Consider the following 26684-nt stretch of genomic DNA (forward strand, 5'->3'; position numbering starts at 1 on the left):
AGAAAAGTCGGCTCTAGCTAGTCATTGACGACAAATAAATAGCCTTGACCACGAACCGTTTTCAAATATAGCTCTGCATCTTCACCCAGCTTCTTTCTGATCTGCGAGATGGTAATATCGATAAATCGGTTTTGTCCGTCGTAATTCAGGTTTTTTAACCGTTTAAAGAGCTCATCACGCGATAATGTTGTACCCGCATCTTTGGCAAGTTCGGTCAGTACGTCGAATTCTGGTGAGGTGAGTTCGATATTTACATTGGCTAATTTAACGGTTCTGGCTGATAAGTTAATGCTCAGTTGGCCAAATTTCAGTACTTCAGCTTTGCTACTTTGTTGGCTTTGTAATGACTTAACTTGTTCAAATCGTCTTAATAATGCTCTTACTCTAGCCAGTAAAACCCTAGGTTCAACCGGTTTTTGGACAAAATCATCGGCGCCGATTTCTAACCCTAAAATTTGATCAATGTCATCTTCAGATGCCGTTAGAATTAAAATAGCACCTAGATAGGAATACCTAGCTTCTCGACAAATACTGATGCCATCTTTACCGGGTAACATCAGATCTAAGATTACTAAATCAGGCTGTTCATTAACAATTCTATCAACGGCACTGATCCCTTCATTGATAACATCGACGGTAAATTGCTTGTTAGATAAATACGTCGCGATTAAATCGGCGAGCTCAATATCATCTTCGATAATTAAAATACGTGCATTCTCTGGGCTGCTATTTTCACTCATTCTTCATCCTCATCTTCTTCGTCTTCTAGCTCTTCCTCTTCAAGCTCTTCTTTCGCCTCACCTTCTTCCTCTTCAAGCTCCTCTTCAAGCTCTTCTTCCTCTTCGAGTTCTTCCTCCTCTTCATCTTCTTCCTCTTCGAGTTCTTCTTCCTCTTCTAGCTCTTCTTCCGCCTCATCTTCTTCCTCTTCGAGTTCTTCTTCCTCTTCGAGTTCTTCTTCCTCTTCTAGCTCTTCTAGCTCTTCTTCCTCTTCAAGCTCTGCTTCTTCTTCAAGCTCTTCTTCGTCTTCAAGCTCTTCTTCGTCTTCAAGCTCTTCTTCCTCTTCGAGCTCTTCTTCCTCCTCTTCAAGCTCTTCTTCCTCTTCTTCCGCCTCATCTTCTTCCTCTTCAAGCTCTTCTTCGTCTTCAAGCTCTTCTTCCTCTTCGAGCTCTTCTTCGTCTTCGAGCTCTGCTTCTTCTTCAAGCTCTTCTTCGTCTTCAAGCTCTTCTTCGTCTTCGAGCTCTGCTTCTTCTTCAAGCTCTTCTTCGTCTTCGAGCTCTGCTTCTTCTTCAAGCTCTTCTTCGTCTTCAAGCTCTTCTTCGTCTTCAAGCTCTTCTTCGTCTTCAAGCTCTTCTTCGTCTTCGAGTTCTTCTTCGTCTTCAAGCTCTTCTTCGTCTTCGAGTTCTTCTTCGTCTTCTAGCGCTTCTTCTTCTTCCGGCTCACCTTCGTCTTCAAGCTCTAGTTCAATTTGCTCATCTTCGAAGCTTTCTTCATCTTCGATAAGTAATTGCTCTTCTAACTCTAGCTCGCTCTGTTCTAATTCCTGTTCGCTATGCTCTAACTCCAATTCGCTGTACTCTAGGGGAAGGTTTTCTTCTTTTAGCTTTTCCAATTGTTCTAAGATAGGCGAAGCTTGTAAGGGCTTAACGATAACGTCGGTTATTGCACTTGGTGCAGTTAAATTAGTTGGTATTGTTGATGGTTTTTCTATTTCCAGAGGTTGTAACTGAGGATTGTTTTGTAAATTAAGTAGCTCTTTTAACAAGCTAGGCTCTAACTCTGGTGGCAAGGTATCAAGGTCTTTGATTGCTTGAACAGGTTGTTTGTCTTCGGGCTGCTTTGGCAAAATAACATCAGTACTTAATGGGGCATTTAAAATAACGACTAGCTCGTTAAACAACGATGACTCATCTTCCAACCTAGAGATTGATATATCTGCATTGGCATGAACTTGAGCCACAGGTAAAAACACCGCCGCTAACAATAAACTGATAGGGGTAAGTTTCGTTTTGTATGACTTTTGTTGGAGTTTTGTAGCCATACCAATTACTGCTCGTTTTGCGCTGTTTTTAGCTCAGTTTGAGTAAATTTAACGCTAAATTTGGCCCCACCTAATGATTGGCTTCTGGCTACTTTGATTGTTGCCTGATGTAAATCAACGATGCGTTTTACAATGGCTAAACCCAAACCATAACCACCTGTTTTTTTATTGCGGCTCGAGTCTACTCGGTAAAACGCATCAAATATTTTTTTATATTCATCAGGCATAATACCTGCGCCATCGTCCTCGAATATCAACTCAGTCGATGTGAGTGTTTGCTTACAGGTGATATGCACTTGGCTTTTAGCATGTTTACAGGCATTGCTGATCAAGTTAGCTAACATACGTTTAAATGCATCTAAATTAACGGGGATCGGTTGTGTTGACTGGTTGTCCAAATTGAAACTCAACCCCGGATACAATACGGCGAGGTTTTCAACTTCTTGCTCGATAATGGGCGTTATTTCAGTTGTGGTTAATTCAAAGGCTTGTGCGTGATTAAGTTTATTATGGGTAATGACTTCTTCAATTAAGCTTTCTAATTGAGATACATCGTTGCGAATTGCCCCAGTACTTTGGTTAACATCATTAACTGATTCTGCTTCATCAAGCAGCTCAAGGCGAAAACGGATACGGGCTAGTGGGGTTCTTAACTCATGAGAGACGGCTTGCATCACGGCTCTTTGGCTTTGTAGCAACGATTGGATTTGCTCGGCCATATTGTTAATACTCGCGGCTAACTTATCTAACATGTCACGGCCTGCAAGGTTAATACGCGAAGTTAAATCACCCTTGCCAAATTCATCGAGCATGGTTTTGATGGCACTGAATTTGAGCTGTAATCGATATACCAAAAAGCTCGATACTAAAACTATCACCACTACGGCTAGTACAATAAGCTTGATAACCAAGTCACTTGGCAATGTTTTATAGCCTTGTACCGGGCCCATTTTTAAGACTTTATCATCGCCTAAGTTTTCAAAAAGGTTGAAGCGGCTGGCATCTTGACTGTGATAGTCCACTACCACACTTTTACGGCTAAGGCGTGATTTTTGTTGGGTATCCAGGTTGAGCTTGTTTTTGTGTAAGATGGATAGGGGATGGTAGCTGTAGTGCTGAATATCCGACAAACTGACCTCTTTATCATTTCTTTGTAATTCAGCACTGAGTAACAACAGGTGGCCACGGAAGATTTGTTCGTTGATTTGTTTGAAAGTGAAGTTGATATAACCTTGCTCAAATGTCGGTAACCAAACACTTATCTTGCCGCGCGCTGTCGGTAAAATTGTAAACGGTCTGTCTTGTTTTTCGGCCAACAGTACGGGACGTTTGTGTTCTAAAGGTAGCAGTGATTGGTCGTGATAAACACTAATTTGTGCACCAATCAATTTAGAGACGATATCCAGATACCTTTGTTTTTGATTGTTTGATAGGTTCTGGCTTTTTTGTCTCGTTATTGTGTCACTGATCAAGTAGGCCACACCCGAAAGTGCATTAAATTGATAGGCTTGTTTTCTTTGATGGTTATCAAACCAATACAAGCTGATACACAAAGCGGCGGCAAGAAAGATTGAAACAAAAATGCCAGAATAAATTTTGCCAAACATGATGGGAAACTAAAGCCTTGAATGATGAGTGAATTTACATTTTTAGTGTACACAGCTTTTATTAGCTAGGCGAATGCCTGCACTTTTCAGCAAGGTTTTGTTGTGGAGAAACCTACTCTTTTCCAACAATAGTCCAACATACTTTCAGCGCTTAGCTTTCTATAGTTGCTCCATACCCAAGTGGAGAGATAAAAAAGATGTGGAAGCAAAAGTTCAGTTGGCTGTTCAGGTTTGAACTCTTATTAGTATTTACCGCCATTGCTATTTTTAGCTATTTTCAGCAAGCACGTGAGCAAAGCGCAACGTTACTCAAACCTGTGCAAAGTTATCAACTGGCCTTACGGATGCAATTTAATAGTGCTGATAAAGACGTCAATATCAGCACTTTTGTGCCACATAGCAATGAAAGGCAGCAGGTTTTAACCGATACCAGCCAGTCAAATTACTTGGCGCAGAGCTTATTCCCATCTTATAACGGTCTTGTTTCTAGGTGGTCTGGTACAGCGGCATCAGATTCGATTGACTACAAAGCTCAAATTCAAACCTCTGGTTATCAATTCAGCTTATCGGATTCCCTTGAAGTGACCGATATCGACCAGCAAAAATGGCAAAATTATTTGCAAGCTTCTGAGCATATTCAAGTCGGACACCCTGAAATTGCTGCTTTATGGCAACAGATCCAACCTGATGACAACAACAATGTGGTGAAAGTATTAGAGGCTATTTACCAGTATACCGCTGATATCGAGTCGATTCCGTTTAAAGGTACGACTGACGCTTTAACGGCTTTGCGCTTGGGGGCAGCAAGTTGTAATGGTAAAAGCCGTTTATTTGTTGCTTTAGCCCGACATAACGGTATTCCAGCCCGATTAGTCGGTGGCTTGGTATTGAATGAAGGCAGTAAAAAAACATCGCATCAATGGCTTGAAGTGAATATCGAAAATCAATGGATACCTTTTGATCCAACGAACCATTATTTTGCGCAATTACCAGCACACTATTTAGAACTGTATCGCGGAGATAAGAGCTTATTTACTCACACTGCAAATATTGATTTTGATTATCAATTTACCATCAACAAAAACTTAATTTCTCCAGCTTTGTATCAAACATCACAAGTCGATGATACACGTTTTGATATTGCACGTTTACTACAAGAGCTACATTTACCTGCACAAACAGCTGCCGTCTTTTTAGTTCTGCCTTTTTGTGCACTGCTTATTACCGTGTTTCGCAATTTATTTGGCTTAAAAAGCTTTGGTATTTTTATGCCTATGTTGGTGGGCTCTGCCTGTGCATTTGTTGGCCTAACAGTCGGGTTAATGGGGTTTGTGATGATAGTGGTGATTGCTTTTATTGGGCAGATTGCATTGCACGGATTAAACCTACTTAAAATTCCTCGTTTAGCCGCCATTATTACATTGGTAAATGCGGCCACTTTTTCACTGCTGCTATTACTGGACCAATTCAGCACGATAGAGATAGGTTTGTTATCGCTTTTTCCGGTGATCATCATCACCTTTATCGCCGATAAATTATATAGCTTGGTTGAACAAAGAAGCTGGATGGAACTATCACAAACGATGGCAGGCTCAGCGGTGAGTATAATACTTTGTTATCTGTGCATTAGTTCGGCAACGCTACAGGGCATTTTTGTTTTGTACCCCGAAGCCTACTTATTAGTGTTAGCCGCACAGGTTTACATGGGGCGCTGGACAGGGCTGAGATTGACCGAGCTTGTCCGTTTTAAACAGGTTTTACAAAATACGACAGAGCAAAATGACGGTGCAGTTGTTGGTATTAATAAACGCAATCGCGATTTTGTAGCGAGTTTAAATTCTCGCGAAGACTTGTTAACTGCCGCTGACAAATTGGCGACAAAAGCACTGCTACAAAAACACAATATACCTGTGCCAAGTACGATTGCCGCATTTAACAACACGAATGACTTAACTGAACTTGAACAGCACCTTAATACGCATAGAGAGTTTGTTATCAAACCCAATGCCGGTAGCCAAGGTAAGGGCATTTTAGTCATTCGAGATAAATCAGCGGATGGTTTTGTCAGTGCCAATGGCAAGACGGTTTCAAAAGCTGAAATTACTAAGCTAATCAAAGACACCATTGGCGGTAAATACTCTCAACTTGAGAAATCCGATACGGCTTACATCGAGCCATTAATCCATCAACACTTGTCACTTAATAATATTGCGCCTTATGGTTTGTGCGACATTCGGGTGGTGGTGATTAAAAAGCAAGTGGTCAGTGCCATGCTGCGTATCCCAACGTTGGGCTCTTCAGGTAAAGCGAACTTACACCAAGGCGCACTTGGTGCCGCTATTAACCTTAAAACTGGGGAAATTGAGCGATGTCTGTGCCAAGGGCAAGTGATTACACATCACCCCGATTCAAATGCACAAGTAACCGGTGTTGTACTGCCATTTTGGTCGAAAATTGTCGAGATGAGTCAAGCTTGCTCTGAGGCATTAGGGCTAGGTTATATGGGGGTAGATATTTGTTTAGATGAGTACCTTGGTCCTTTGGTATTGGAGCTAAATGGTCGACCGGGTTTAGAAATTCAAAACATCAACAAATCAGGATTGATGGCCCAGTTTCAACCATCGGAACCAGCCGATACCGCGTTCAGCACAGCGCAAGCTAAATTGGCATAAAGGAGCGTCACCATGCAAGTAATCAAAACACTGGCCTTTGCTTTTGGCTTTATCGCATTACTGTCGGTTGTCATTGCTGCAGATAGTTTATTTAGCTTATCGACCGATAGCGATAAACACATCGCAATAGAGCAGCTAAATGATGAGGTAATGGAGCAATCCGAAATTAAACCTTTAGTGGCAGATAGCCCACTTGAGCAAACGATGATTGACCGAGCACTTGAGCGTCACCAGCAAGGGTTTGATTTATTACAGCAATCTGTCTTTGAAACGGCAACTGAGCTGCAAAAGCAGGCTTTAGTGGATGCGTTAATTACGCAGTTAATGGCTCAGTCGTCTTATCAAGTGGTGATTAAGGTACTGAATCAGCTGACAGAATCGCAGCGTTTGGCTTGGCAACAACAGTTTAGTTACGCCATTTCACTTGCTCGAACGAAGCAACAAGAGCTAGCTATTGAAGCCTATCGCACTTTATTAGTTCACAACGATAGTCATACCGCAGCTGCGATTAATCTAGGTTTATTACTGAACAAAGCAAAGCGCTACAAAGAAGCACAACGAACACTGAAAAAAGCGGTTGCGATTGCGCCAAGTAGTAAAAAAGCAAAAGCGTTATCGGCATTAGCAACTAGTTTACAGCGCCAGAATAAATTGGAAAAAGCCGCAAAAGCCTTTGCCCATTCATTGGAATACCGACCAAACCATGCGGCGACTTGGTTAAAGCTGGCACTGGTGAAAGTCAAACTTGATCGCGATTACGCCATGGTTAGCAAAACCTTTGAGCGGGCGATTGCGCTCAAGCCAGGTTATGTAAAAGCACTAAAGCACCAAGCCGAGTATCAACTGATGAAACTTAATTTTAATGCTGCCATTAACTATGCCAAGCAAGCATTAGCATTGGCCAGTAAAGATGAAGATATTCATCGTATTTTAGCTTGGGCCTATTTAGAGCAAGCCGATAAGAGCCTGGCCAGTGAGCAATGGAAGTGGTTGGCCAGTCAGGCTAATAGTAAAAATGAGCGCTTAATGGCTCAGCATATCAACGCCATGCTAAACCAAAGAGAAGTGAACTTTAAAGCATTTAAAATTCAGGGTGATGAAGCTAAATATGCCACGGCTTTATTGGCCAAAGAGCAAGCAGAACAATTAAAAGCGAGCCAATTATTTAATCAAATCAAGCTCAGCAGTGACTGGTTTTATCGCGCCCAACGTCAATTATTGTCCCTAACTAAGACAGCAGAGCAAAAGTCGTTATTGTCACAACTAGCGACAGAAAATGTGTATCAAGCGGAAAGCCAATTACTCAAAGCTCAGCAATTTGTTCAGGAACAAGAATTCGAGCTGGCGATAGGTGCCATTAACCAAGCGATTCAGTTAGACCCTGGCAACAGTCAGTTTGTATTGTTCAAAATCGATACGTTAAACACATTTGAGCAACACCATGCTGCACTGGCATTTATTAGTTCGCTGAAAAACGATATGCAAAGTAGCCCATTGATTAAACGTCGCATTAAGCAATTACAAAAAATTATTGATGCGAGCTAGTACCCGATTTTTTTTAATTTAGAATTAACTTTAACTAATCAAGAGAGAAATAAAATGAGCAAAAAGACGCAGTTAGCGAAACGCGCTAAGTCAGTAAGCCATTTATCAACATCTTTAAGCGCAGCGGCCCTTGCGATGGCAGTAGCAACCCCCGCCATGGCAACCGATGTTCACATCAGTTCAGGTTTAGGTTATGACGATAACCCTTACCGACTTAACGAAGCCTTTAAACCTGAATCTGATACATACTGGCGCAATAAAGTCAGGATCAAACATGATTTCAATAAAAACTGGTATACAGATGCGAGGCTAGATAGCAGTGTTTATGCTGATGACAGCAATGCTGATACGCTATCAACACATATTGAAGCCGGTTACAAAACTCGATTGCTTGATAACAAAGCAACGCTGACGACGTCACTTGCTCATAAATACTTCGATAAAACGTTTGTTAGTCGTTTCTCTGGTCAGGAATATTTTTACAAAGGGAATAATGCATCTGATCGTTATGATTACCAGCGTTGGACGCCTGAAATCGATTTGACTTACCGACTGGATAAAAATAACCGTTTTAAAGCCAGTTTCGATTATCGCTTTCAAGCTTACGAGGGTTACACTGATTTAGGTTTGAGTAATTTAGATTACGAGCAAGCAAAACTTAAATTTGAATGGCGTCATAGATTTAATAAAAACTTCTCCATTACCCCTAATATTGAGCTGACTAAACGCTCTCACGATGAACGTTTAGCTAAAGATGCGTTAGGTAAAAATATACCGGGCAAAGTGCTTAGCTATGACTATCAGGGAGCAGGGGTAAAATCTTTTTACCGTTTTAACAAGGCAACGAGTCTTTCTACATCATTTAAATACATTCAAAGAAACGATAATGCTTCCGGTTATTACGATACCGAAGAGAAAGTTTTTTCAACGCGTTTATTACACAAGTTTGATAAAAACACTCGTTTAACCTTGGGTTTACGCTATGCCGATTTAGATTATCAGCGTCAGTTATTTACCGATGTTGAAACTGAAGATGAGACGCCAAGTACAGAAGGTTGGCGTGTTCAGGCCAAATACCAGCAACATGCTTTTAGTGTAAAAGACGTGCCGGTATCTTGGTATGCAGATGCTAACTACTATGACTATACCGCTGAAATCAATGCTTATGAGTACGATAGAGTGAAGCTGGAGTCGGGTTTAAGTTTCAAATTTTAATGCGTCAGTGAAAATTCAATCATAAAAAACCGAGCCGATGACTCGGTTTTTTATTTTTACCCCTCATTCATTTAAATTAATACGGCAGTGATCATCAAACGTTGCTGGTTATCTTGTGCAGCAAGCTCAAATGGATAACAAGTAAATAAAGTGAGTCTGGTATCATCTGTAACTTGATTCCAGCCATTATAGTTTTCATCGACAATTTCAATCTCTGCAATTTGGTAGTCCAAGCTCAATCCCGAGTTATTTTGCAGTGTCAACGTGTCACCAATTTTGGCCTCTTCAAGCACAGCAAAATGACTGTCGTTGTGGGCCGCAATGATGGTATTACCAAAGCGATTGGGTTTAGCGCTGTCTTGTTGCCAACTTGGTCCAAAGGCTAAGTTTCTGTCATTTAAGCCCGCCAATACTATCCAACTGACCTGCTGTTTTTGATAGCTCAACTTGGCAATGGGGGTGGTATCAGCCCAAAACCAAGGTGCTTGGTCTTTTTGTTCACTCATCATATTTTGTCGCCAGCTCCACTCGAGTAAAAACTGCGCAGCAATGGCCTTAGCGGGCATATACAAAACAGACAAACCATAAAATACAGGTACTAAACACGCTAATTTGAGGTAGTGGCTAGTTTTCACGGTTTAACTCCTTGGTTTGCCAAATGCAGGCAAGTAATAACAGGGTGAATAGCGCGAGGCCTGTTAGCAGTAACTGCCATTGCCATTTCAATGCGGTTTTAGCCATCATTTGCTGGTTTAACTTGGCTTCTTGTATCGTCGAGGGGGCACTATCTGTCATCTCGGCTTTTTCAACAGCAACAAAACTGGTGAATTGGCTCGATAACTTATACTTGAGTGCTAAATCGATGACCTGTTTTTTCAACAACGCGCTATTTTGTGGGTGATTGCTAATGGCTAAATCGGTTTGTAACTGAGCAATTTTATCGCGAGCCCAAATTTGAGCGAGTAGGGGAATTGATTGCTGTGTTTGTTTGCTGTGTTCAGAATTTGAAGTGACGGACTTTGGGTCGAGCACCGCCTCATTAAATAATGCAGAGTAATTCTGTGACAAGTCGATGCTCTCAGATTGCCAACTGGCCTGATTATCCATTGCTAGCTGTCCTGTTAAATGCCCATCGATTGCGGGTGATGAAGATTTATATGTTAGGGATATAGGAGAGCCTGCATAGGTATCTGGTATTGGATTTGGGTAATGTTCAAAGTTGACTGTATTTAAATCCGTTTGACCAAATTGAAACTGCAAATTGATTAATTGCGGTTGACTCATTTTTTCAAACAAGCGGTTAGTCTTTTCAGCTAATTGATTCGCATTGGCGATGTAAAGGGCGTCGCCCCTTCCTAATTCAGCCGCCTTTTGCATAAAGTAACGATTAGGCGCTTGTCCGAGCCCAAGAGTAAAAAGGCGGTTATCTGCTAATTGCTGTTTGATCTGATTAAATAATGCCGCTTCATGGCTAATGGCGCCATCGGTTAAAAATACCACTTGGTTTAATACTTTATTGTGCTCAATTAAGTTTTGGCTTTGTTGGTGGTGATTGGCTTGCATAAACGCCAGTGCCAACGCTGGGGCCATTTCAGTACCACCTTCGGCCGTTAGGTTGTTGATGTGAGCTATAGCCAATTTCTTATTGGCATCATTGGCCAGAACTGGGCTGTTAAATAGTTGAGCAGAAATGCTATTAAAGATAATAATTTGAAAGCTATCTTGGGCTGATAAACTCGATAAGGCTTGTTTAAAACTGAGTTTAGCTTGTGCCAACGCTTGGCCGTGCATAGAGCCTGAAGTATCGAGGACAAACGTCAAATTCCTCGGTTGCTGAGCTGTTTCTTTGGCGGCAACTGCGGGTAGTAGCATAAGTAAACCATAGTGCTCTCCCTGATAGTTCTGGGTAAAATTTAACATTTTAGGAACCTGATAAGCTGGGTATTGCCAAGTAAGTTCAAAGTCATCTTGTGCATTACTGGGCTTGAGTTTTACCTGATATTTACCGTAAGCCTGTTCGGTCAGTTGTACTGGGTGGTTAGGCGATGTCACATTCAATAGTGGGGTGCCTGCGTCTAAGTTGACGGTTAAACGCGTCTTGGTTTTATTAATAGAGGAATCGAAGGGCGTAACGTCTTGCTTGTCTGTAAACTGAGCTATTGAAAACCAATCAGATATTAAAAATTCATCGAGCTTTGGTGCGCTTGATTCTGGCGCGAGCTTAAGCGGGCTTAAACTTTGGTAGCGTTTGGTAAACGCCAGTGGGAAGTGCAAACTAAATTGGCCCTGCTCATCTTTTTTGTTGTATTGATAGCTCGTTTTTTGCAATAAGCTAACGCGAACTTTTACGCTCTGTCCTGCTTCGATATTGCTGATTCGAGTAGTGAATAAATTGGGTCTAACTTGAGTTAACAACCCTGCCTTTTTACCTTCTGCTTTTGCTTGCTCAAATATAGCTTTAGCCTGCTGTTTCTCTTTAACAATACCTTCAATTTCTCGGTTACCGATTTGGATTTTAAACCCATTAATCGCTGCATTATGCGGTAATGGAAACGCGTAAATCGCATCTTGGGTTAATCCGGTTGAGTTGATAAAGGTTTGTTCAATTGAGCTGGTCGCCAAAATGCCTTTGATATCAATATTGATGGTTTGAGCTAAATTAGGTGCTTGATAATAATGGCTATTTGATTGGCGGTGGGAAGGAGTAAAAAGTAACTGGGCACTTTGTACATTGTTTAACTCAACGGTGGGCAAGGCCCCGTATTCTGATGCCCAAACTGTGCTGATACTTAAAATATAACTGAAATGTAAACTGGCCAAGTAGCCTGTACTTTTGGCGAGCCCATTGAGTAATTGCTCTAATTTATTTGCATAACCTGCGATAGAAAAACGCATAACTTGAACCTTGTCTGATATAAATGGGAAGCTGAGTTGAGGGAAGGGCAACTCAGCTTGTTTAAACCTCCTTTTAGTTGTTGTTAATCATTGGTCGCTGCTGTGAGTAAAGGTTGTGGCTGCAAAGTGATTTCAACTCTGCGGTCAAAAAAGTCTTTCTGGTAATTAGGTGTATCAATATGTGCTTGGCTACTGCCAAAACCTTGTGTTTGAATTTTGTTTTCATTGACGCCGTTAGCAATCAATACTTGTTTTACCGCTTCGGCCCGTTGAGCCGATAAGGCTTGGTTCGCTGAATCACTGCCATGACGGTCAGCAAAACCCGATAATGCAATATTTACTTCTTGGTTTTGTTTGATCAGTGCCGCAACTTTTTGAAGTTGGGCTTGGTATAACTCAGAGACCTCTGCCGAACCTGATTTAAACTGCAAATTTAGTTTTAAATCTTTTAATGCATGGTTTTGAGTTAGATTTTGCTCTGCTGTACTGAGCTGTTGGTCTAAATGTTGGTAGTCGTTTTGCAGCTGATTTAAGTTGCTGGCTAATAATTGTTTTTCGTGATTGAGTTGTGAGATGCGGTTTTGGCTTAACAGTAATGCATCATCAAGTTGATTAATCTCTTTTTCACTGGCACTTTGGTTGCCCATCATGGCACCAAAGCCCGCACCGATTACCGCACCTAATGGGCCGCCCAGAGCCGCGCCGGCTAATAAACCGACACCAAATCCGGTTGCTTCACGTGTTTTGTAGTCAACCTCAGGTGTTGCTAGCGCGGGTGCTGAAGTTAATGCGATGGTTAATGTAGCTAATAAAGTTAATTTTTTCATGATGTGTTTCCTGTTTAATTTACTCATTTGTATTGCGACTTGCGTTGCATTCGAGTTGTATTAAACAAAAGCTTTCTGGCTATAGCGGGGATGAAAAATGGCAATGTGGCGAGCAAAAATGACCAAATCGGGCAATTGTGTCATGACACCTGTTTAGTGATAAAAATGGTCAACAATTGAGGAGAGGGAACTGTTAATAACGAAAGAGGAAAAAGGGAATATCGAAGCTAGAGTTGATGGGGGTTAGTACTTATTTGCTTGTTTAGGTTTATTTTGTTGCTCTAATACAAATTGCTCAAAATCGAGAAGCTTCATTGGTTTACCAAACCAATAACCTTGGTAAAAGCTGCAACCTAGCTCGCGAATTTTTTGATGTTGGAGCTCGTTTTCAATGCCTTCTGTAATTAAGCTAACGTTTAAGCCTCGGCATAATGAAACAACCGAGCGAATAACGGCTTGATCTGTGGTATCTGATATTACATTGTCGACAAAGCTTTTATCGATTTTAACAATATCGATTGGAAATTTTTTCAAATAAGACAATGAAGAAAACCCGGTACCAAAATCATCTAATGCAAACTCAATTCCCAATTCCCGAAAACGCTGGATAACATCTATTGCCATCTGAGTATTTTTCAACAGCACGCCTTCAGTTATTTCAAACTTCACTAGCTTAGGGTTAATTTGATAGTGCTTGAGTAGAGATTCGACTTCGTCAAAAAAATCGGCTGAGTATATTTGCCTGGGGCTGATATTGATGCTTAAGCTGTATTCGGCAAAATCAATCATGTTTTTCCAGCTAGCCAATGTTGTAAAGGCTTGCTCTATTACCCAGTGACCTATTTGTATAATATCTCCGGTTTTTTCTGCAATGGGGATAAATTCCGCAGGTGAGATTGGGCCTAACTCAGGGTGATGCCAACGCAATAAACATTCCGCGCCAACAGCTTGATAAGTCTCGTGGTGTTGAATTTGATACTCGATACTGAGCTCATTCAAACACGTTGGAGAGTTAAGCGCTTGTGTAATAGCAATCGCCCGGCTGTACTTTTGGTTAATTTCCTCGTTATACATGGTGCAACCAATTTTATTGGTGCTCTTACATTCATTCAGCGCAAAGTCGACCTTTTGCATTGCTTCAGAAAAGCTCAAGGATTCATTTTTTAAAATGGCGATGCCTGCGTGAAGGCTCAAAAAGAAGCACTGCTTAATTTGGTTTTTGATTTGTTCAAATAATTGAGGCAATAGGGTTTGAAGTGTTGCCGTTTTATCGGCGAAGAGTTGAACGATAAATTCATCCCCCCCTAAACGGTAGAGTTTCGCTTGCCTAGGGGCTGCAAGCGCGATAGTCGAGGCCAGCTTGATTAGAATATCATCGCCAAAATCATGACCGTAAGTGTCATTGAGTGCGCGGAAGTTTTTGATATCGAGCAGCAATAAACCGATATAGCTATTTTGGTCATTGAGATATTTGAAATCGGCAATTAATCGATTGCGATTGGGCAAGTTCGTTAAGGTATCCGTATATGCAACGGCTTCTATTTTGTGTTTTTGCTCAATACTTTCAGTGATGTCATAGTTAATACCAACCATACGACACGGAATACCGTGCTCATCTTTTATTAGGCTGGCGTTGGCTGCGATATGTTTAATTTGATGTTTTGGTGTAATGATCCTAAACGTTGAGTCATAGGCTTTACCGTGGTTTAGCGCATTTAAAAACTCTTGCTCAGCCCGTTCTCTATCTTCTGGGTGCAAGCATTGTTTCCAAGCAAGGTAAATACCACCAAATTGTTCAGGTTCCATGCCGTAAACCTGGTACATCATGCTATCCCAAAATAGTTCATTACTTTCTAAATTGAGATCCCAAACGCCAATTTTACCTGCATCTGTGGCCAGTGCTAAGCGCTCTTGATAAAGCCTTAACTCGCTTTCTGCCTGAAATTGTTGATGTGAAATAAAACACCTAGGCAGCAGTGAATTCTCCAAGCGCTTCACTGTCATTAAGAACCAGCGTTTTTCATTATCAGAATGGCAAGGGTATTCGTAATAGAAAACTGCACGCTCGCCTTTGATCACTTCTTTAATTCCAATTAAAGCGATTTTGCTGCCTTCATCACCTTGAGCAATAGACTTTTCACACGCATCGAAGTAGTTGAGGTTTAACCAACTTTTAGTGCCTGCATTATTGGCGCGACCAAAGCTATCCCAAGCATGGTTGGTGTAGAGGATATTTCCCTGCTCATCAATCACGCAGATGTGTTCAGTAATTTGATTGAGCAATTCCTTGTAAAAAAAGTTGTCGCTATCCATAAGGAAAAATGTCTAAGGGGCTTTAAATTTAATTTTAGAAGAGTTTTGATTTTTTGGTTGGTTATTGAACGCAAATAGCATGCTTTTTTCGAGCAAATTTCATGTAATTGGGACGCAATTATTGAGGAAAAATGATCAATTATGGCAATTCACGCTTAGCCCTTTTTTCTAGTGCTTAATTCGGTATATTGGTAACGTAGAAACTGAAAGGACTTAAAGAAAGTATGGTTAAAACCATTGCCATTGTTGAAGATGAGCAGGCTATTCGCGAAAATTACACTGACTTGCTAACCAAGCAAGGTTATCAAGTTGATGCATATACAAATCGCAGACAAGCGATGGCTGCATTTGAGCAAACACTCCCAGATCTTGCCATTATTGATATCGGTTTAGAAGATGAGATTGATGGCGGTTTTTTATTGTGCCAAGCGCTCAGGCAAATGTCGGGGACCTTACCGATTATATTTTTAACCGCACGCGATAATGATTTTGATACGGTTTCTGGTTTGCGTATGGGAGCCGATGATTACCTTACTAAAGACATTAGTATGCCGCACATGCTTGCGCGTATTGCTGCGTTATTTCGACGCACAGAAATCGTCAATAGCGACAGTCAAAAAAGTACTGAAGATACCCAGAAAAGTGGTGATTTAACCTTATCTTTATCTCGCCTTACCGCTTTTTGGCAGGAACAATTAGTCGATCTGACAGTGACTGAATTTTGGATGGTATATTCACTGGCCAAATCACCTGGGCATGTTAAAAATCGTCAACAGCTGATGGAAGATGCCAAGGTTTACGTCGATGATAGTACGATCACCTCGCATATAAAGCGGATCAGAAAGAAGTTTGTTGCTTTAGATAGCGCCTTTGATCGCATTGATACCGTTTATGGCATGGGTTATCGGTGGAAAGCTTAAACTATGACTAAACCTGTGTTGCGCTTTGGTCTTAGGCTCAAGTTATTACTGCTGTCCGTTTTTCTTTTTACTATCCCGCTATTGGGCTATCAATACGTTTGGGAAATGGAGTCTTACCTGCGCATTGGTCAAGAAAAAACGCTAACGGGTACGGTAAGAGCGGTTGCAACCGCATTACACGAAAGACCTTTATTATTTGATAAGCAGGCAAGTTTTTTACCTAATGTTGAACAAGGGCGTGACCTATACGCTTATACCATAGTGGACCCAATCCGCTTAGATGGCCGTTTAAATGATTGGCGAAATAGTGAACTGGCATTGACGTATGATGAAAGTAATTTGCTATCAGACAATATTGATCTGGCAGAAGGTACCTTGTCTTTTCAGCACCGTATTGGTAAGTACCGCGATCACTTATACGCTTTTTTTAAAGTCAAAGATGAAGACGTGGTTTATCGACCATCGAATAGTTTAAAAGTCGATAATAACGATTTATTGCAAATTGCTTTTGTTACCCCAGCAGGAGACTTTAGGCGTTACTTGATTTCAACTAAAGCCCCAGGTTGGTTAACGTCTTACGAGCTGCGCACACAAACTCAAGCCAATGAACCATTAGAAGTTGAGTCGCGAATTCAAGGGGCGTGGGCTGAAAATGAATCTGGCTATACCATAGAGATGCGTATTCCGCTTGAGCTAATTGGTTCTCAGTTGAGTTTTGCCATCGTTGATAAAGATACAGGCCGAGATGAAAAGGTGATTATCGGAACCGCTGGTTTTTATCAAAAGGAAAACTTGGGTACCGTTTTAGTTCCTTCACCTGAAATTGAACAAATCATTAAAGGTTTAGGCCACAGTGAATCGCGTATTTGGGTTGTCGATCAACACAAACGCTTGTTAGCTCAAGCCGGCGATATCAAACTATCAGATGGCTTATGGTCTAAGGTGGCAAAAAAAGACACCGAGCCATCTTGGTTCAAACCTGTCAGTCAGTTTTTATCGAATGTGTATTATCAAGTTTTAACAAAACCACCGACTGATTTTACCGATAACTTGCCCGATGCTGCTCACATTCAAGGTTCACATATTGAAAAAGCTTTGCAAGGTAAAGCGGCTACCACTTGGCGTTTAACTTCCGATAGTAAAGCGGTCATTTTATCTGCGGCACATCCCATTTATTTGGATGGCAAAGTTATGGGAGCGGTCATCGCTGAGGAAACTACAAATGGCATTCGCTCATTGCGTAACCAAGCGTTAGAAAAGCTATTTAATGTTATTTTAGCTGTGATGGTACTGGGGACACTGGCTTTGTTTCTTTTTGCTTCTCGTATTTCTAGTCGTATTCGTCGTTTGCGGAACCAAACAGAGCTCAGTATCGATGAGCAAGGGCGAGTAGTTGCACCTATTTTACCGAGTAAAGCCAGTGATGAAATTGGCGATCTTGAAAGGACCTTCTCTGATATGGTCCATCGTCTCGGTCAATATACTGATTACTTACAGGGTATGTCTGCCAGACTTTCTCATGAATTACGGACGCCAGTTGCTGTGGTGAAATCTTCACTAGAATCGTTGGAATTAGATATTCAAGCTAGCCAAGATTCTGTCTATATGCAAAGGGCAAAAGAGGGGGTTAAGCGTTTATCAAAGATATTAACGTTAATGAGTGAAGCCACACGTCTTGAACAAAGTTTAGAAAATACTGAAAAAGAAGTGTACCCGTTAAGCGCGGTGTTATCGGGCTGTATGCAAGGCTATCAAATGACCTATCCCGAACATCAATTTAACACGTATATTGAAAACCAAGTTAAAGATTGTCCGGTATTAGGTGGCCCTGAATTGTTTGCTCAGTTACTTGATAAGCTAATGGCTAATGCGACTGAGTTTAGTCAGCCCGAATCTGCCATTGATGTGTCTCTTATCGCGATGGGAGATAAGCTGCAATTAAAAATATCGAATTTTGGCACGTGTTTACCTGAGCAAATGCAAAATCGATTATTTGATTCTATGGTTTCAGTCAGAAAAGCGAGTGATCAAAGCACGCCGCATTTGGGGCTAGGTCTCTATATTGCTAGGTTAATTACCCAATATCATCAGGGCGAAATTTGTATTCAAAACAATGCAGAGCAAACAGGGGTTGAAGCTATCGTGTTACTTCCGATAGCTTCAGAGTAATGTTTTTTCGATTGGAATTAATATAGCTTTTGCCAGTTTTTATGCTGGTTTGCTTCTTTTGTTAGCTGAACCACTTCGCACTTGGCGGCTCTATCTTGCAGTGCTAGCTTATTTTTTCGGTCGAATAAAACGGCTAAATTTCCCAAGCCTAAAAATGAGGTCGCTAAACGAATAACGGCTTGCTTTTTACTGATGTCATGGCCGTTTTCATTTTGAATTCGCAAGCGCCAAGCTTTCATTCCAACGGTTTGACCACCATTACTCCAAAACCAAATGTAGAACAGTGTCAGTGGGGTGAATACGTAAGCTTGGTAAAATACCCCTGCCTGCGCTAATACGTCTGAACTGTCCTGGTCGACAAAAAAGCCAAAAAATTGTAATACGCCGACAAATACCACAGCGACAAAAACCGTAAATAAGATGATTGCAGCAGCGACGAGCAAGTCATAAACCATTACTGCAAAACGTCGCCTAAACCCTGCGCGGGGAAAACCTGTTTTAGACATTACATCTGCCATTTTAATCTCTCTTTAGTCTGTCATTTTTGCGCGGCTATGCTAGCAAATTTTTCTGTTTGATTCAGGGTTTGTTGAATGGATTTGTTAAAGCTTAAGGTCTATAAAAATTAAGTGCATTGCAATCAATCAGTTAAAACTGTGATTAAGGAAGAAAGAATGTCGATATTTGGGGGAGGGGTTAAGCTGGCAAATCGACTGACCTTTAGAGTCAAGTTTGCCATTATAGCAATTATCGTATTGCTTACTTTGCTATTTGCTGGCGGTGAAATATACGTCAAAACCAGTAAAGCGAGCGCTAAATTACAAAAAGAGCAAAGTGCCCTAGGGCTCCTCAGAGAATTAGAGACAAGTTTATATAGCACAAAAAAATTACGACCAGTCAGTGGCAGCGCCTTTCTAGTATGCTTGCCCAATCATCATTGGCATTACCCACGTCGACCCAACAAAGCCTTAAGCAGTTGACTAGCTTTGAACAAGGTTTAGCCAGTTACTCTTTTGAATTACTCAATCGCTTGAATCGAGAAATTTTAGCTGTATCTGGTTTGAAATCAGACGCGGATGCGATTACTCACTTTTTAGTCGAAGTGGGTTATTTACAACATCCGTTATTGGCACAGCAGATGCAAACTTTGTTTGTTCAAAGTGAAGCGGTATTAGCAGCAGGTCGTTTTACGCCGGATACTTTTTTAGGCCTTACCGATCTGCAAAAACAAGTGCTGCGGATTCTAGCTGAGTTAGAACAGAATGAGACTATTTTGCTTTCTCAAGGCAGTGCCCAAGCAAAATAGTTACTGGCGCAAAACAAAATACTAGTGAGTTTTGCCCAGACGATAAAGTTACAGGTTTTAGACCCTGATGACATTCAGTTAACAAACTCAGAGTTAGCGAAGCTGATTGAGCAAGCCAAACTCGCTCAAGACAAACTGAGAAGTATTGCGGTATCTATTCGTGAAAATGCAAATCGTGTCAGTGATTATACCCATGCAGTTGTCGATGGTGACTTGAGCCAAACACTCAATCAACACTCCAGCGACTCTTTGGGTGAAATTGGCGAGTATTTAAATCAAACTGTTGAGCAATTAAATCAAAAAATGCAGCGTATTTGTCAGGCAAACAGACACTAGAGTCTGATTCAGAGTCTGTTAATCAAAGTGTTAGCATGTCTTTTATGCAAGTCGAACAATAAAGAGCAAACGGTATTGGTGGCAACGGCGACAGAAGAAATGGCGTCGACGGTATCTGAAGTAGCATCGAATGCAGAAACGGCCGCTTCAGCAACCGTTGCCGCAAATGAAGCCATACATAAAGGACGAGACTTTGTTTTTAATACCATAGATAAAATAGAAACCTTGGCCCGCGATATCAATCAAGCGGGAGAAACTATAAATCACTTACAACAGGAAGTATTGAATATTTCAACGGTGCTTGAGGTGATCACAAGCATTGCAGATCAAACTAACCTATCGGCGTTAAATGCAGCAATAGTAGTGGCTAGAGCTGGTGAGCATGGTAGAGGTTTTGCTGTGGTTGCAGATGAAGTAAGAACACTCGCTAAAAAAACGCAAGAGTCAACCGAAGAAATTAACCAAATGATCGCCAGACTTCAATCAGGCTCACAACCTTCAGTTCAGGCGATGGATAATAGTCAAGTAAGTGCGAAAGAGTTGGTCGATATGATTAAGCAGGCAGGTCAAATGCTTGATAATATTCAGCTAGCGATAGAGCAAATTAATGATCCAAATGCGCAAGTTGCCACAGCGACAGAAGAGCAGAGCATGGTTGCAGGTGAGATCAGTCAAAATACTGAAAACTTAAAAGTCGCCACCGAGCAAATTGCTGAATGCATTAATCATATCGTGACAGCTAATAAAGGATTAGAGCAAGATGTTAGTGAACTGACTAACTTAGTGGGAGAATTCAAGCTTAGAGCAGGATGATAAATAGCGGACATAAAAAAAGCCGCTAAGGCGGCTTTTTTTATAAATCGAGAGCTTTAAATTATAAAGCTTTGATTTTCGCGCTTAAGCGGCTCATGTGACGAGCTGCTTTATTTTTGTGGATTAAACCACGCGTCGCGAAACGATCTAAAATTGGTTGTACTTCAGTTAATGCTTTTTGAGCATTCTCTTTGTTACCTTCTTCGATTGCAGCAATTACTTTCTTTAAGTAAGTACGCATCATTGAGCGACGGCTCGCGTTATGCTTACGACGCTTTTCAGATTGAATCGCACGTTTTTTAGCAGACTTGATGTTAGCCAAAACGAAACTCCTAAAACTATAGACTTAGGTTACCCTTTAAAGGCGCGCAAATATGCCTGTTTTATCCGCTAATGTCAAATAAATCGACCTAAAAAATACAGATACTTTTTAAACAATCAGGTTAAAATACTCGCCCTCGTTTACGGCTCATATTATAGATGGAAAGATTTTGTCGAGTAAGTTATTAAAATCCAGCTTAATTTTCAGTGCTATGACTCTTATCTCAAGGGTTTTAGGCTTGGTTCGAGATGTGGTTATGGCCAGTTTGATGGGGGCTGGTACTTCATCTGATGTATTTATCTTTGCTAATAAGATCCCTAACTTCTTGCGTCGATTATTTGCTGAGGGGGCCTTTGCTCAAGCTTTTGTGCCTGTACTTACCGAATGGAAAGAAACGAAACCAGAAGACGAAACTCGGCTACTAATCGCTAGAGTATCGGGTACTTTAGGTACGGTTTTACTATTAACCACCATTTTTGCTGTTATCGCTTCGCCTGTATTAGTGGCCGGTTTTGGTACTGGTTGGTTTATTGACTGGCTCAATGATGGCCCGGATGCTGCTAAATATGAATTAGCATCGAGTATGCTAAAAATTACCTTTCCCTACCTGTTTTTTATTTCACTGGTAGCTTTATCTGGCGCAATTTTAAATACCTATGGCAAATTTGGCGCTGCTGCATTTACGCCTGTTTTATTGAACGTTGTGATTATTACAGCAGCCGTTGGTTTTGCTGATCAGTTTTCTGAACCGGCTTATGCCCTTGCTTGGGGCGTCTTTTTTGGTGGCTTAGTTCAGCTATTATTTCAATTACCCTTCTTATACAAAGTCGGTGCGCTGCAAAGGCCACAATGGGGATGGAATGATGAAGGGGTAAAACGCATTCGCATTTTAATGATCCCTGCATTATTCGGTGTTTCTGTCAGTCAAATCAATCTATTACTTGATACCTTTCTTGCCAGCTTTTTAGAAAAGGGCTCAATTAGCTGGCTGTATTTTTCCGATCGCTTACTGGAGTTTCCACTCGGCTTGTTTGGTATTGCTATCTCTACCGTGATTTTACCTCAGCTGTCTCGCGACCATGTTAATCAAACTCAAGGTGGTTTTGCGAGTACGATGGATTGGGGCATTGTGATGGTCTGTCTGTTAGGTGTACCGTCAGCGTTGGGATTGATTGCCCTTGCTGAACCTATGTTAATGGTGCTGTTTATGCGTGGTGAGTTTGATGCATTTGCAACGGCACAATCGGCTAAAAGTTTAGTGGCTTATTCATGTGGGTTACTCAGTTTTATGCTAATCAAAGTATTAGCGACAGGCTTTTTCTCAAGACAAGATACTAAAACACCCGTCAAAATTGGTATCAAAACCATGGTTGCCAATATGGTGTTTAACCTCATCCTTATCTTTCCACTCGCGCATGTGGGTTTGGCGTTAGCGACGGCATTAAGTGCAGCCATGAATGCCTTTTTCTTATATTGGACCTTACACAAGCAAGGTACTTACACCCTGTCTAACTATGTTTGGACTAGTCTGGCAAAAATATTTATAGCAGCAGGTTTAATGGCTTCTGCTCTTTGGTATTTGATGCCTGAACAAAATGCGTGGCTAGGTTTTTCTGAAATTCAAAGAATAGTTCAGTTGAGCTATTTAATTGGTGCTGCTGCCGCTATTTATTTGCTTAGCTTGGTTATTTTGGGGATTCGACCTAGGCACTTAAAAGTGCAAAAAGCTTAAAATAGTATGCCGTTATAACTGATAACGGCTAATTATCTCAACAAACTCGCATCTAGGCGGTATTTGAGTATATAATCCGTGGCCAAATTTCCCTATAAAAATGCGTCCTAACTAGGCGATTAATTGAACGAGTTTGCAGTAAAACGATGGAGTTAATCCGAGACTTACAAGGTATTTTGCCAAAGCACCACGGTTGTGTTCTAACAATTGGCAATTTTGATGGCGTGCATTTAGGCCATCAAGCCGTTCTTGCTCAGGTTAAAGCCAAGGCGAAAGCGTTAAATTTACCAGCGGTTGTTATGGTTTTTGAACCACAGCCAATTGAGTTCTTTTCGCCAGATAAGGCGCCAGCTCGAATCTGTCGTTGGCGTGATAAATACGAATTATTAAAAGCGCAGCAAATCGACCGCATGTTATGTGTGCGTTTCAATGAAAAGTTTGCAGCTTTATCTGCTAATGAGTTCATTGAAATACTGCTACTAGAAAAACTGGGCGTTAAGCATTTAGTGATAGGGGATGACTTTCGCTTTGGTAAAGCGCGAATGGGCGATTTTACCACACTGCAAGCAGCTGGCGAAAAGCACCAATTTACTGTTGAAGATACTCTATCTTACCTCAAACAGGGAGTAAGGGTGAGTAGCACTTCGGTTAGGCAGTCTTTAGCTTTAGGTGATTTTGATAAAGCGACAGCATTATTAGCTAGACCGTTTAGTATTAGTGGCCATGTTGTTCATGGCGATAAAATAGGTAGGACAATTGGGTTTCCAACGTTAAATATTTTACTGCGCCGCCAAGTATCGCCTGTTAGCGGAGTATATGCGGTTCAAGTGAATCACCAAGGCCAAGTGCTTAACGGTGTTGCAAATGTTGGAACCCGCCCCACGGTAAAAGGGATTAGGCAACAATTAGAAGTGCATTTATTTGATTTTGCTGGTGACCTGTACGGCCAGCGACTGACAATTACTTTTAAGAAAAAACTGCGTGATGAGCAAAAATTTGACTCAGTTGACGCATTAAAGCAACAAATTAAGTTAGACGCCTCGCATGCAAAAACTGCATTGATGTGCGACTAAAATAGAACGATATAGAGCGAACAAGCTGATTTAGGAAAAGTGACTCGATGAGCGATTATAAACAATCACTGAATTTACCCGAAACTGATTTTCCAATGCGTGGTAATTTAGCAAAACGTGAACCTGAAATGTTAAAGGCCTGGAATGAGAAGAAACTCTACGAGGCTATTCGTACTGCTCGTGCCGGTGCTGAGCAATTCGTATTACATGATGGCCCTCCTTATGCAAACGGTGATATTCACATTGGTCACGCAGTAAATAAAGTTCTAAAAGATATTATTATCAAGGCGAAAACGCTTTCTGGTTTTGATGCGCCATATGTCCCAGGTTGGGATTGCCACGGTTTACCAATCGAGTTAAAAGTTGAAAAGAAAGTCGGTAAACCGGGCCATAAAGTTACAGCGGCAGAGTTCAGAGAAAAGTGTCGTGCCTATGCTAAAACACAAGTTGAAGGTCAGAAAAAAGACTTTATGCGTTTGGGTATTTTGGGTGAGTGGGATAACCCTTACCTAACAATGGATTTCAACTTTGAAGCTAACATTATTCGCTCACTTGGCAAAATTGTTGAAAACGGTCACCTTGTTAAAGGGTTCAAACCTGTACATTGGTGTACAGATTGTGGCTCTGCATTAGCCGAAGCTGAAGTTGAGTACCAAGATAAAACATCGCCTGCGATTGATGTTCGCTTTACTTTAACTGACGAGTCAATTGCCCAAAAATTCTCATTAGCATCAGCTGATAAAGCCGGTACTGGTCCTATCTCAACAGTGATCTGGACTACAACACCTTGGACACTGCCTGCTAACCGCGCAGTTGCTATTCACCCAGACGTGGAATACACACTTGTTCAAGTAGAAAACGGTGAGCAAAGCGAACGTTTAATTTTAGCATCAGATCTAGTGACAGCTGCTATGGATCGTTACGGTTTTGAGCATTACCACGCATTAGGCTATGTAAAAGGTAGCGAGTTAGAATTAGCCCAGGCACAACACCCATTTTATGACTTCACGGTGCCTGTGATTTTAGGTGAGCACGTAACTACTGACTCAGGTACCGGTTGTGTTCACACCGCACCTGGTCACGGTCAAGACGATTTCGTAGTTGGTCAAAAATATGGCTTAGAAGTGGCTAACCCTGTAGGGGGTAACGGTGTTTACTTAGAAAGCACTGAGTTATTCGCCGGTCAACACGTATTTAAAGCTAACGACTCCGTTATTGATGTGCTTAAAGACAAAGGCGCACTCGTTCACCACAGAAATATCGTTCACAGTTACCCGCATTGCTGGCGTCATAAAACGCCTATTATTTTTCGTGCAACTCCTCAGTGGTTTATCGCTATGGATGAAGCGGGTCTGCGTGAAAAATCATTAAAAGCAATTGAAGATACGCGTTGGATTCCTGAGTGGGGTGAGGCTCGTATTGCCAACATGGTTGAAGGTCGTCCTGACTGGTGTATTTCCCGTCAGCGTACTTGGGGTGTGCCAATTGCCTTGTTAATTCACAACGAAACGGGTGACTTACATCCAGACACTAAAGCATTAATTGAAACAGTTGCTAAGAAAGTTGAGCAAGAAGGTATTCAAGCTTGGTTTGATTTAACCGTTGAAGATTTAATTGGTGCAGAACAAGCCAGCGAGTACAGCAAAGTAGGCGATACTTTAGATGTATGGTTTGACTCAGGCGTAACGCACGCTTGTGTAGTTGATGCGCGCAAAGAAACGTTTAAACAACAAGCGGATCTTTATTTAGAAGGTTCTGACCAACACCGCGGTTGGTTTATGTCATCAATGATGACAGGTATCGCGATGAAAGGCGAAGCGCCATACAAGCAAGTATTGACGCACGGCTTTACCGTTGATGCTGATGGTAAAAAGATGTCTAAATCTTTAGGTAATACGGTATCACCACAGCAAGAAGTTAATAAACTAGGTGCTGATATTTTACGCTTATGGGTTGCTTCGGCTAACTACACAGCTGAAATGACTGTTTCTGATGAGATTTTAAAGCGCTCAGCAGATGCTTATCGCCGTATTCGTAATACTGCACGTTTCTTGTTATCTAACTTATCTGGTTTTAATCCTAAAACAGATTTAGTACCCGCTGAAGACTTAGTTGAGTTGGATCGTTGGGCTGTTGCAAAAGCACAACAAACTCAAAATGAAATCTTAGAAGCTTATGATGATTATCAGTTCTTAGTCGTTGCTCAAAAGCTAATGCAATTCTGTTCTGTTGATATGGGTAGCTTCTACTTAGATGTTATTAAAGACCGTCAGTACACTGCAAAAGCCGATGGTTTGGCACGTCGTTCATGTCAGACAGCTATGTATCACATTATGCATGCGTTAGTCCGTTGGATGGCGCCAATTTGTAGCTTTACTGCTGATGAAATTTGGCAGGAATTAAAAGCGATGGACCAATCAGGTGAAGAGTTTGTTTTCACACAGTTTTGGTATGACGGTTTATTTGGCCTAGATGAAAATGCAAAAATGAACGATGCATTTTGGTCGAAAGTCATGACGGTTAAAGCTGAAGTTAACCGTGTTGTTGAACAAGCGCGTCGCGATAAAGTGATTGGTGCAACATTAGAGGCTGATGTTACTGTTTATTTGAGTGAAGACTTACACCAAGTTATTACTCAATTAGGTGATGAACTGCGTTTTGTACTATTAACGTCAAAAGCACAGGTAGCATTACTAGCTGATGCGCCTGCTGATGCTACTGCCACTGATTTAGATGAAGTCAAAGTAGTACTCGCTAAAACGGCTGGTGAAAAGTGTGAACGTTGCTGGCACTACAGCGAAGATGTAGGCAGTCATGCTGGCCATGAAACAATTTGTGGTCGTTGTGTGACTAATATTGATGGTGAAGGTGAGTCTCGCTCATTCGCTTAAACCCGAAATC

The 26684-nt window shown here is 41.3% G+C and carries 20 protein-coding genes; 11 read left to right on the plus strand and 9 right to left on the minus strand.

Annotation, left to right across the window (positions count from 1 at the left end; all coding sequences use genetic code 11):
• Nucleotides 1-17: 17 nt before the first annotated feature.
• Genes HR060_RS07360 through HR060_RS07370 form a run of 3 tightly spaced genes read right to left on the minus strand, consistent with a single transcriptional unit; the run spans nucleotide 18 to nucleotide 3645 of the window.
• On the minus strand, nucleotides 18-740 hold the full coding sequence (locus HR060_RS07360; RefSeq protein ID WP_174199649.1) for a response regulator: 723 nt from the start codon (nucleotides 738-740) through the stop codon (nucleotides 18-20).
• Nucleotides 737-2038 (minus strand): hypothetical protein, encoded by a 1302-nt coding sequence (locus tag HR060_RS07365; RefSeq protein WP_174199650.1) that lies wholly within the window; start codon nucleotides 2036-2038, stop codon nucleotides 737-739. Before HR060_RS07365 ends, HR060_RS07360 begins: the two co-directional genes overlap by 4 nt.
• Nucleotides 2039-2043: 5 nt before the next feature.
• Nucleotides 2044-3645: an ATP-binding protein gene (locus HR060_RS07370; RefSeq protein ID WP_174199651.1), complete on the minus strand. Its 1602-nt coding sequence runs from the start codon at nucleotides 3643-3645 to the stop codon at nucleotides 2044-2046.
• 197 nt (nucleotides 3646-3842) lie between these two features.
• Between HR060_RS07370 and HR060_RS07375 the strand changes: the two genes are divergently transcribed.
• Genes HR060_RS07375 through HR060_RS07385 form a run of 3 tightly spaced genes read left to right on the plus strand, consistent with a single transcriptional unit; the run spans nucleotide 3843 to nucleotide 9077 of the window.
• Nucleotides 3843-6317, plus strand: a complete 2475-nt coding sequence (locus tag HR060_RS07375; RefSeq protein WP_174199652.1) for a sugar-transfer associated ATP-grasp domain-containing protein — start codon at nucleotides 3843-3845, stop codon at nucleotides 6315-6317.
• A 12-nt stretch (nucleotides 6318-6329) separates the two neighbouring features.
• Nucleotides 6330-7862: a tetratricopeptide repeat protein gene (locus HR060_RS07380; RefSeq protein WP_174199653.1), complete on the plus strand. Its 1533-nt coding sequence runs from the start codon at nucleotides 6330-6332 to the stop codon at nucleotides 7860-7862.
• A gap of 54 nt (nucleotides 7863-7916) precedes the next feature.
• Nucleotides 7917-9077, plus strand: a complete 1161-nt coding sequence (locus HR060_RS07385; RefSeq protein WP_174199654.1) for an autotransporter outer membrane beta-barrel domain-containing protein — start codon at nucleotides 7917-7919, stop codon at nucleotides 9075-9077.
• A gap of 71 nt (nucleotides 9078-9148) precedes the next feature.
• Here the strand turns inward: HR060_RS07385 and HR060_RS07390 are convergent, their stop codons facing one another.
• The 4 genes from HR060_RS07390 to HR060_RS07405 form a co-directional block, all read right to left on the minus strand.
• Nucleotides 9149-9712, minus strand: a complete 564-nt coding sequence (locus HR060_RS07390; RefSeq protein ID WP_174199655.1) for a class GN sortase — start codon at nucleotides 9710-9712, stop codon at nucleotides 9149-9151.
• Nucleotides 9702-11972, minus strand: coding sequence for a VIT domain-containing protein (locus HR060_RS07395; protein WP_174199656.1), 2271 nt, complete (start codon nucleotides 11970-11972; stop codon nucleotides 9702-9704). Before HR060_RS07395 ends, HR060_RS07390 begins: the two co-directional genes overlap by 11 nt.
• Before the next feature lie 83 nt (nucleotides 11973-12055).
• Nucleotides 12056-12799, minus strand: a complete 744-nt coding sequence (gene pdsO, locus HR060_RS07400) for a sortase-associated OmpA-like protein PdsO (protein ID WP_174199657.1) — start codon at nucleotides 12797-12799, stop codon at nucleotides 12056-12058.
• A gap of 243 nt (nucleotides 12800-13042) precedes the next feature.
• Entirely contained in the window at nucleotides 13043-15112 is a 2070-nt protein-coding gene (locus HR060_RS07405; protein WP_174199658.1) for an EAL domain-containing protein, read from the minus strand.
• Between the two features lie 224 nt (nucleotides 15113-15336).
• On the opposite strand from HR060_RS07405, the gene pdsR reads away from it, so the two are divergent.
• On the plus strand, nucleotides 15337-16032 hold the full coding sequence (gene pdsR, locus HR060_RS07410; RefSeq protein ID WP_174199659.1) for a proteobacterial dedicated sortase system response regulator: 696 nt from the start codon (nucleotides 15337-15339) through the stop codon (nucleotides 16030-16032).
• A 3-nt stretch (nucleotides 16033-16035) separates the two neighbouring features.
• The gene (gene pdsS / locus HR060_RS07415) at nucleotides 16036-18201 is read left to right on the plus strand and encodes a proteobacterial dedicated sortase system histidine kinase (protein ID WP_174199660.1); all 2166 of its coding nucleotides are present in this window, start codon (nucleotides 16036-16038) and stop codon (nucleotides 18199-18201) included.
• Between the two features lie 17 nt (nucleotides 18202-18218).
• On the opposite strand, the gene HR060_RS07420 is transcribed toward pdsS, so the two are convergent.
• Nucleotides 18219-18719 carry an RDD family protein gene (locus HR060_RS07420; protein ID WP_174199661.1) on the minus strand — a complete coding sequence of 167 codons (501 nt, stop codon included), beginning with the start codon at nucleotides 18717-18719 and terminating at the stop codon, nucleotides 18219-18221.
• Between the two features lie 401 nt (nucleotides 18720-19120).
• Here HR060_RS07420 and HR060_RS07425 point away from each other — a divergent pair, with 401 nt between their 5' ends.
• The 3 genes from HR060_RS07425 to HR060_RS07435 all read left to right on the plus strand — a co-directional run bounded on the left by HR060_RS07425 (nucleotide 19121) and on the right by HR060_RS07435 (nucleotide 20656).
• Complete coding sequence (locus HR060_RS07425; RefSeq protein WP_174199662.1) at nucleotides 19121-19507, plus strand: hypothetical protein; 387 nt, start codon at nucleotides 19121-19123, stop codon at nucleotides 19505-19507.
• Between the two features lie 24 nt (nucleotides 19508-19531).
• Complete coding sequence (locus tag HR060_RS07430) at nucleotides 19532-19843, plus strand: HAMP domain-containing protein (protein ID WP_174199663.1); 312 nt, start codon at nucleotides 19532-19534, stop codon at nucleotides 19841-19843.
• 78 nt (nucleotides 19844-19921) lie between these two features.
• Nucleotides 19922-20656 (plus strand): methyl-accepting chemotaxis protein, encoded by a 735-nt coding sequence (locus tag HR060_RS07435; protein WP_174199664.1) that lies wholly within the window; start codon nucleotides 19922-19924, stop codon nucleotides 20654-20656.
• A 61-nt stretch (nucleotides 20657-20717) separates the two neighbouring features.
• On the opposite strand, the gene rpsT is transcribed toward HR060_RS07435, so the two are convergent.
• The gene (gene rpsT / locus HR060_RS07440; RefSeq protein ID WP_174199665.1) at nucleotides 20718-20978 is read right to left on the minus strand and encodes a 30S ribosomal protein S20; all 261 of its coding nucleotides are present in this window, start codon (nucleotides 20976-20978) and stop codon (nucleotides 20718-20720) included.
• 169 nt (nucleotides 20979-21147) lie between these two features.
• On the opposite strand from rpsT, the gene murJ reads away from it, so the two are divergent.
• The 3 genes from murJ (at nucleotide 21148) to ileS (ending at nucleotide 26674) form a co-directional block, all read left to right on the plus strand.
• A complete protein-coding gene (gene murJ / locus HR060_RS07445) occupies nucleotides 21148-22710 on the plus strand; it encodes a murein biosynthesis integral membrane protein MurJ (RefSeq protein ID WP_174199666.1) in 1563 nt (520 codons plus the stop codon).
• A 146-nt stretch (nucleotides 22711-22856) separates the two neighbouring features.
• Complete coding sequence (ribF, locus tag HR060_RS07450) at nucleotides 22857-23783, plus strand: bifunctional riboflavin kinase/FAD synthetase (protein WP_174199667.1); 927 nt, start codon at nucleotides 22857-22859, stop codon at nucleotides 23781-23783.
• A gap of 47 nt (nucleotides 23784-23830) precedes the next feature.
• The gene (ileS, locus tag HR060_RS07455; RefSeq protein ID WP_174199668.1) at nucleotides 23831-26674 is read left to right on the plus strand and encodes an isoleucine--tRNA ligase; all 2844 of its coding nucleotides are present in this window, start codon (nucleotides 23831-23833) and stop codon (nucleotides 26672-26674) included.
• Nucleotides 26675-26684 lie beyond the last annotated feature (10 nt).

The sequence above is a fragment of the Marinifaba aquimaris genome, assembly GCF_013328345.1.
Lineage (GTDB): Bacteria > Pseudomonadota > Gammaproteobacteria > Enterobacterales > Alteromonadaceae > Marinifaba > Marinifaba aquimaris.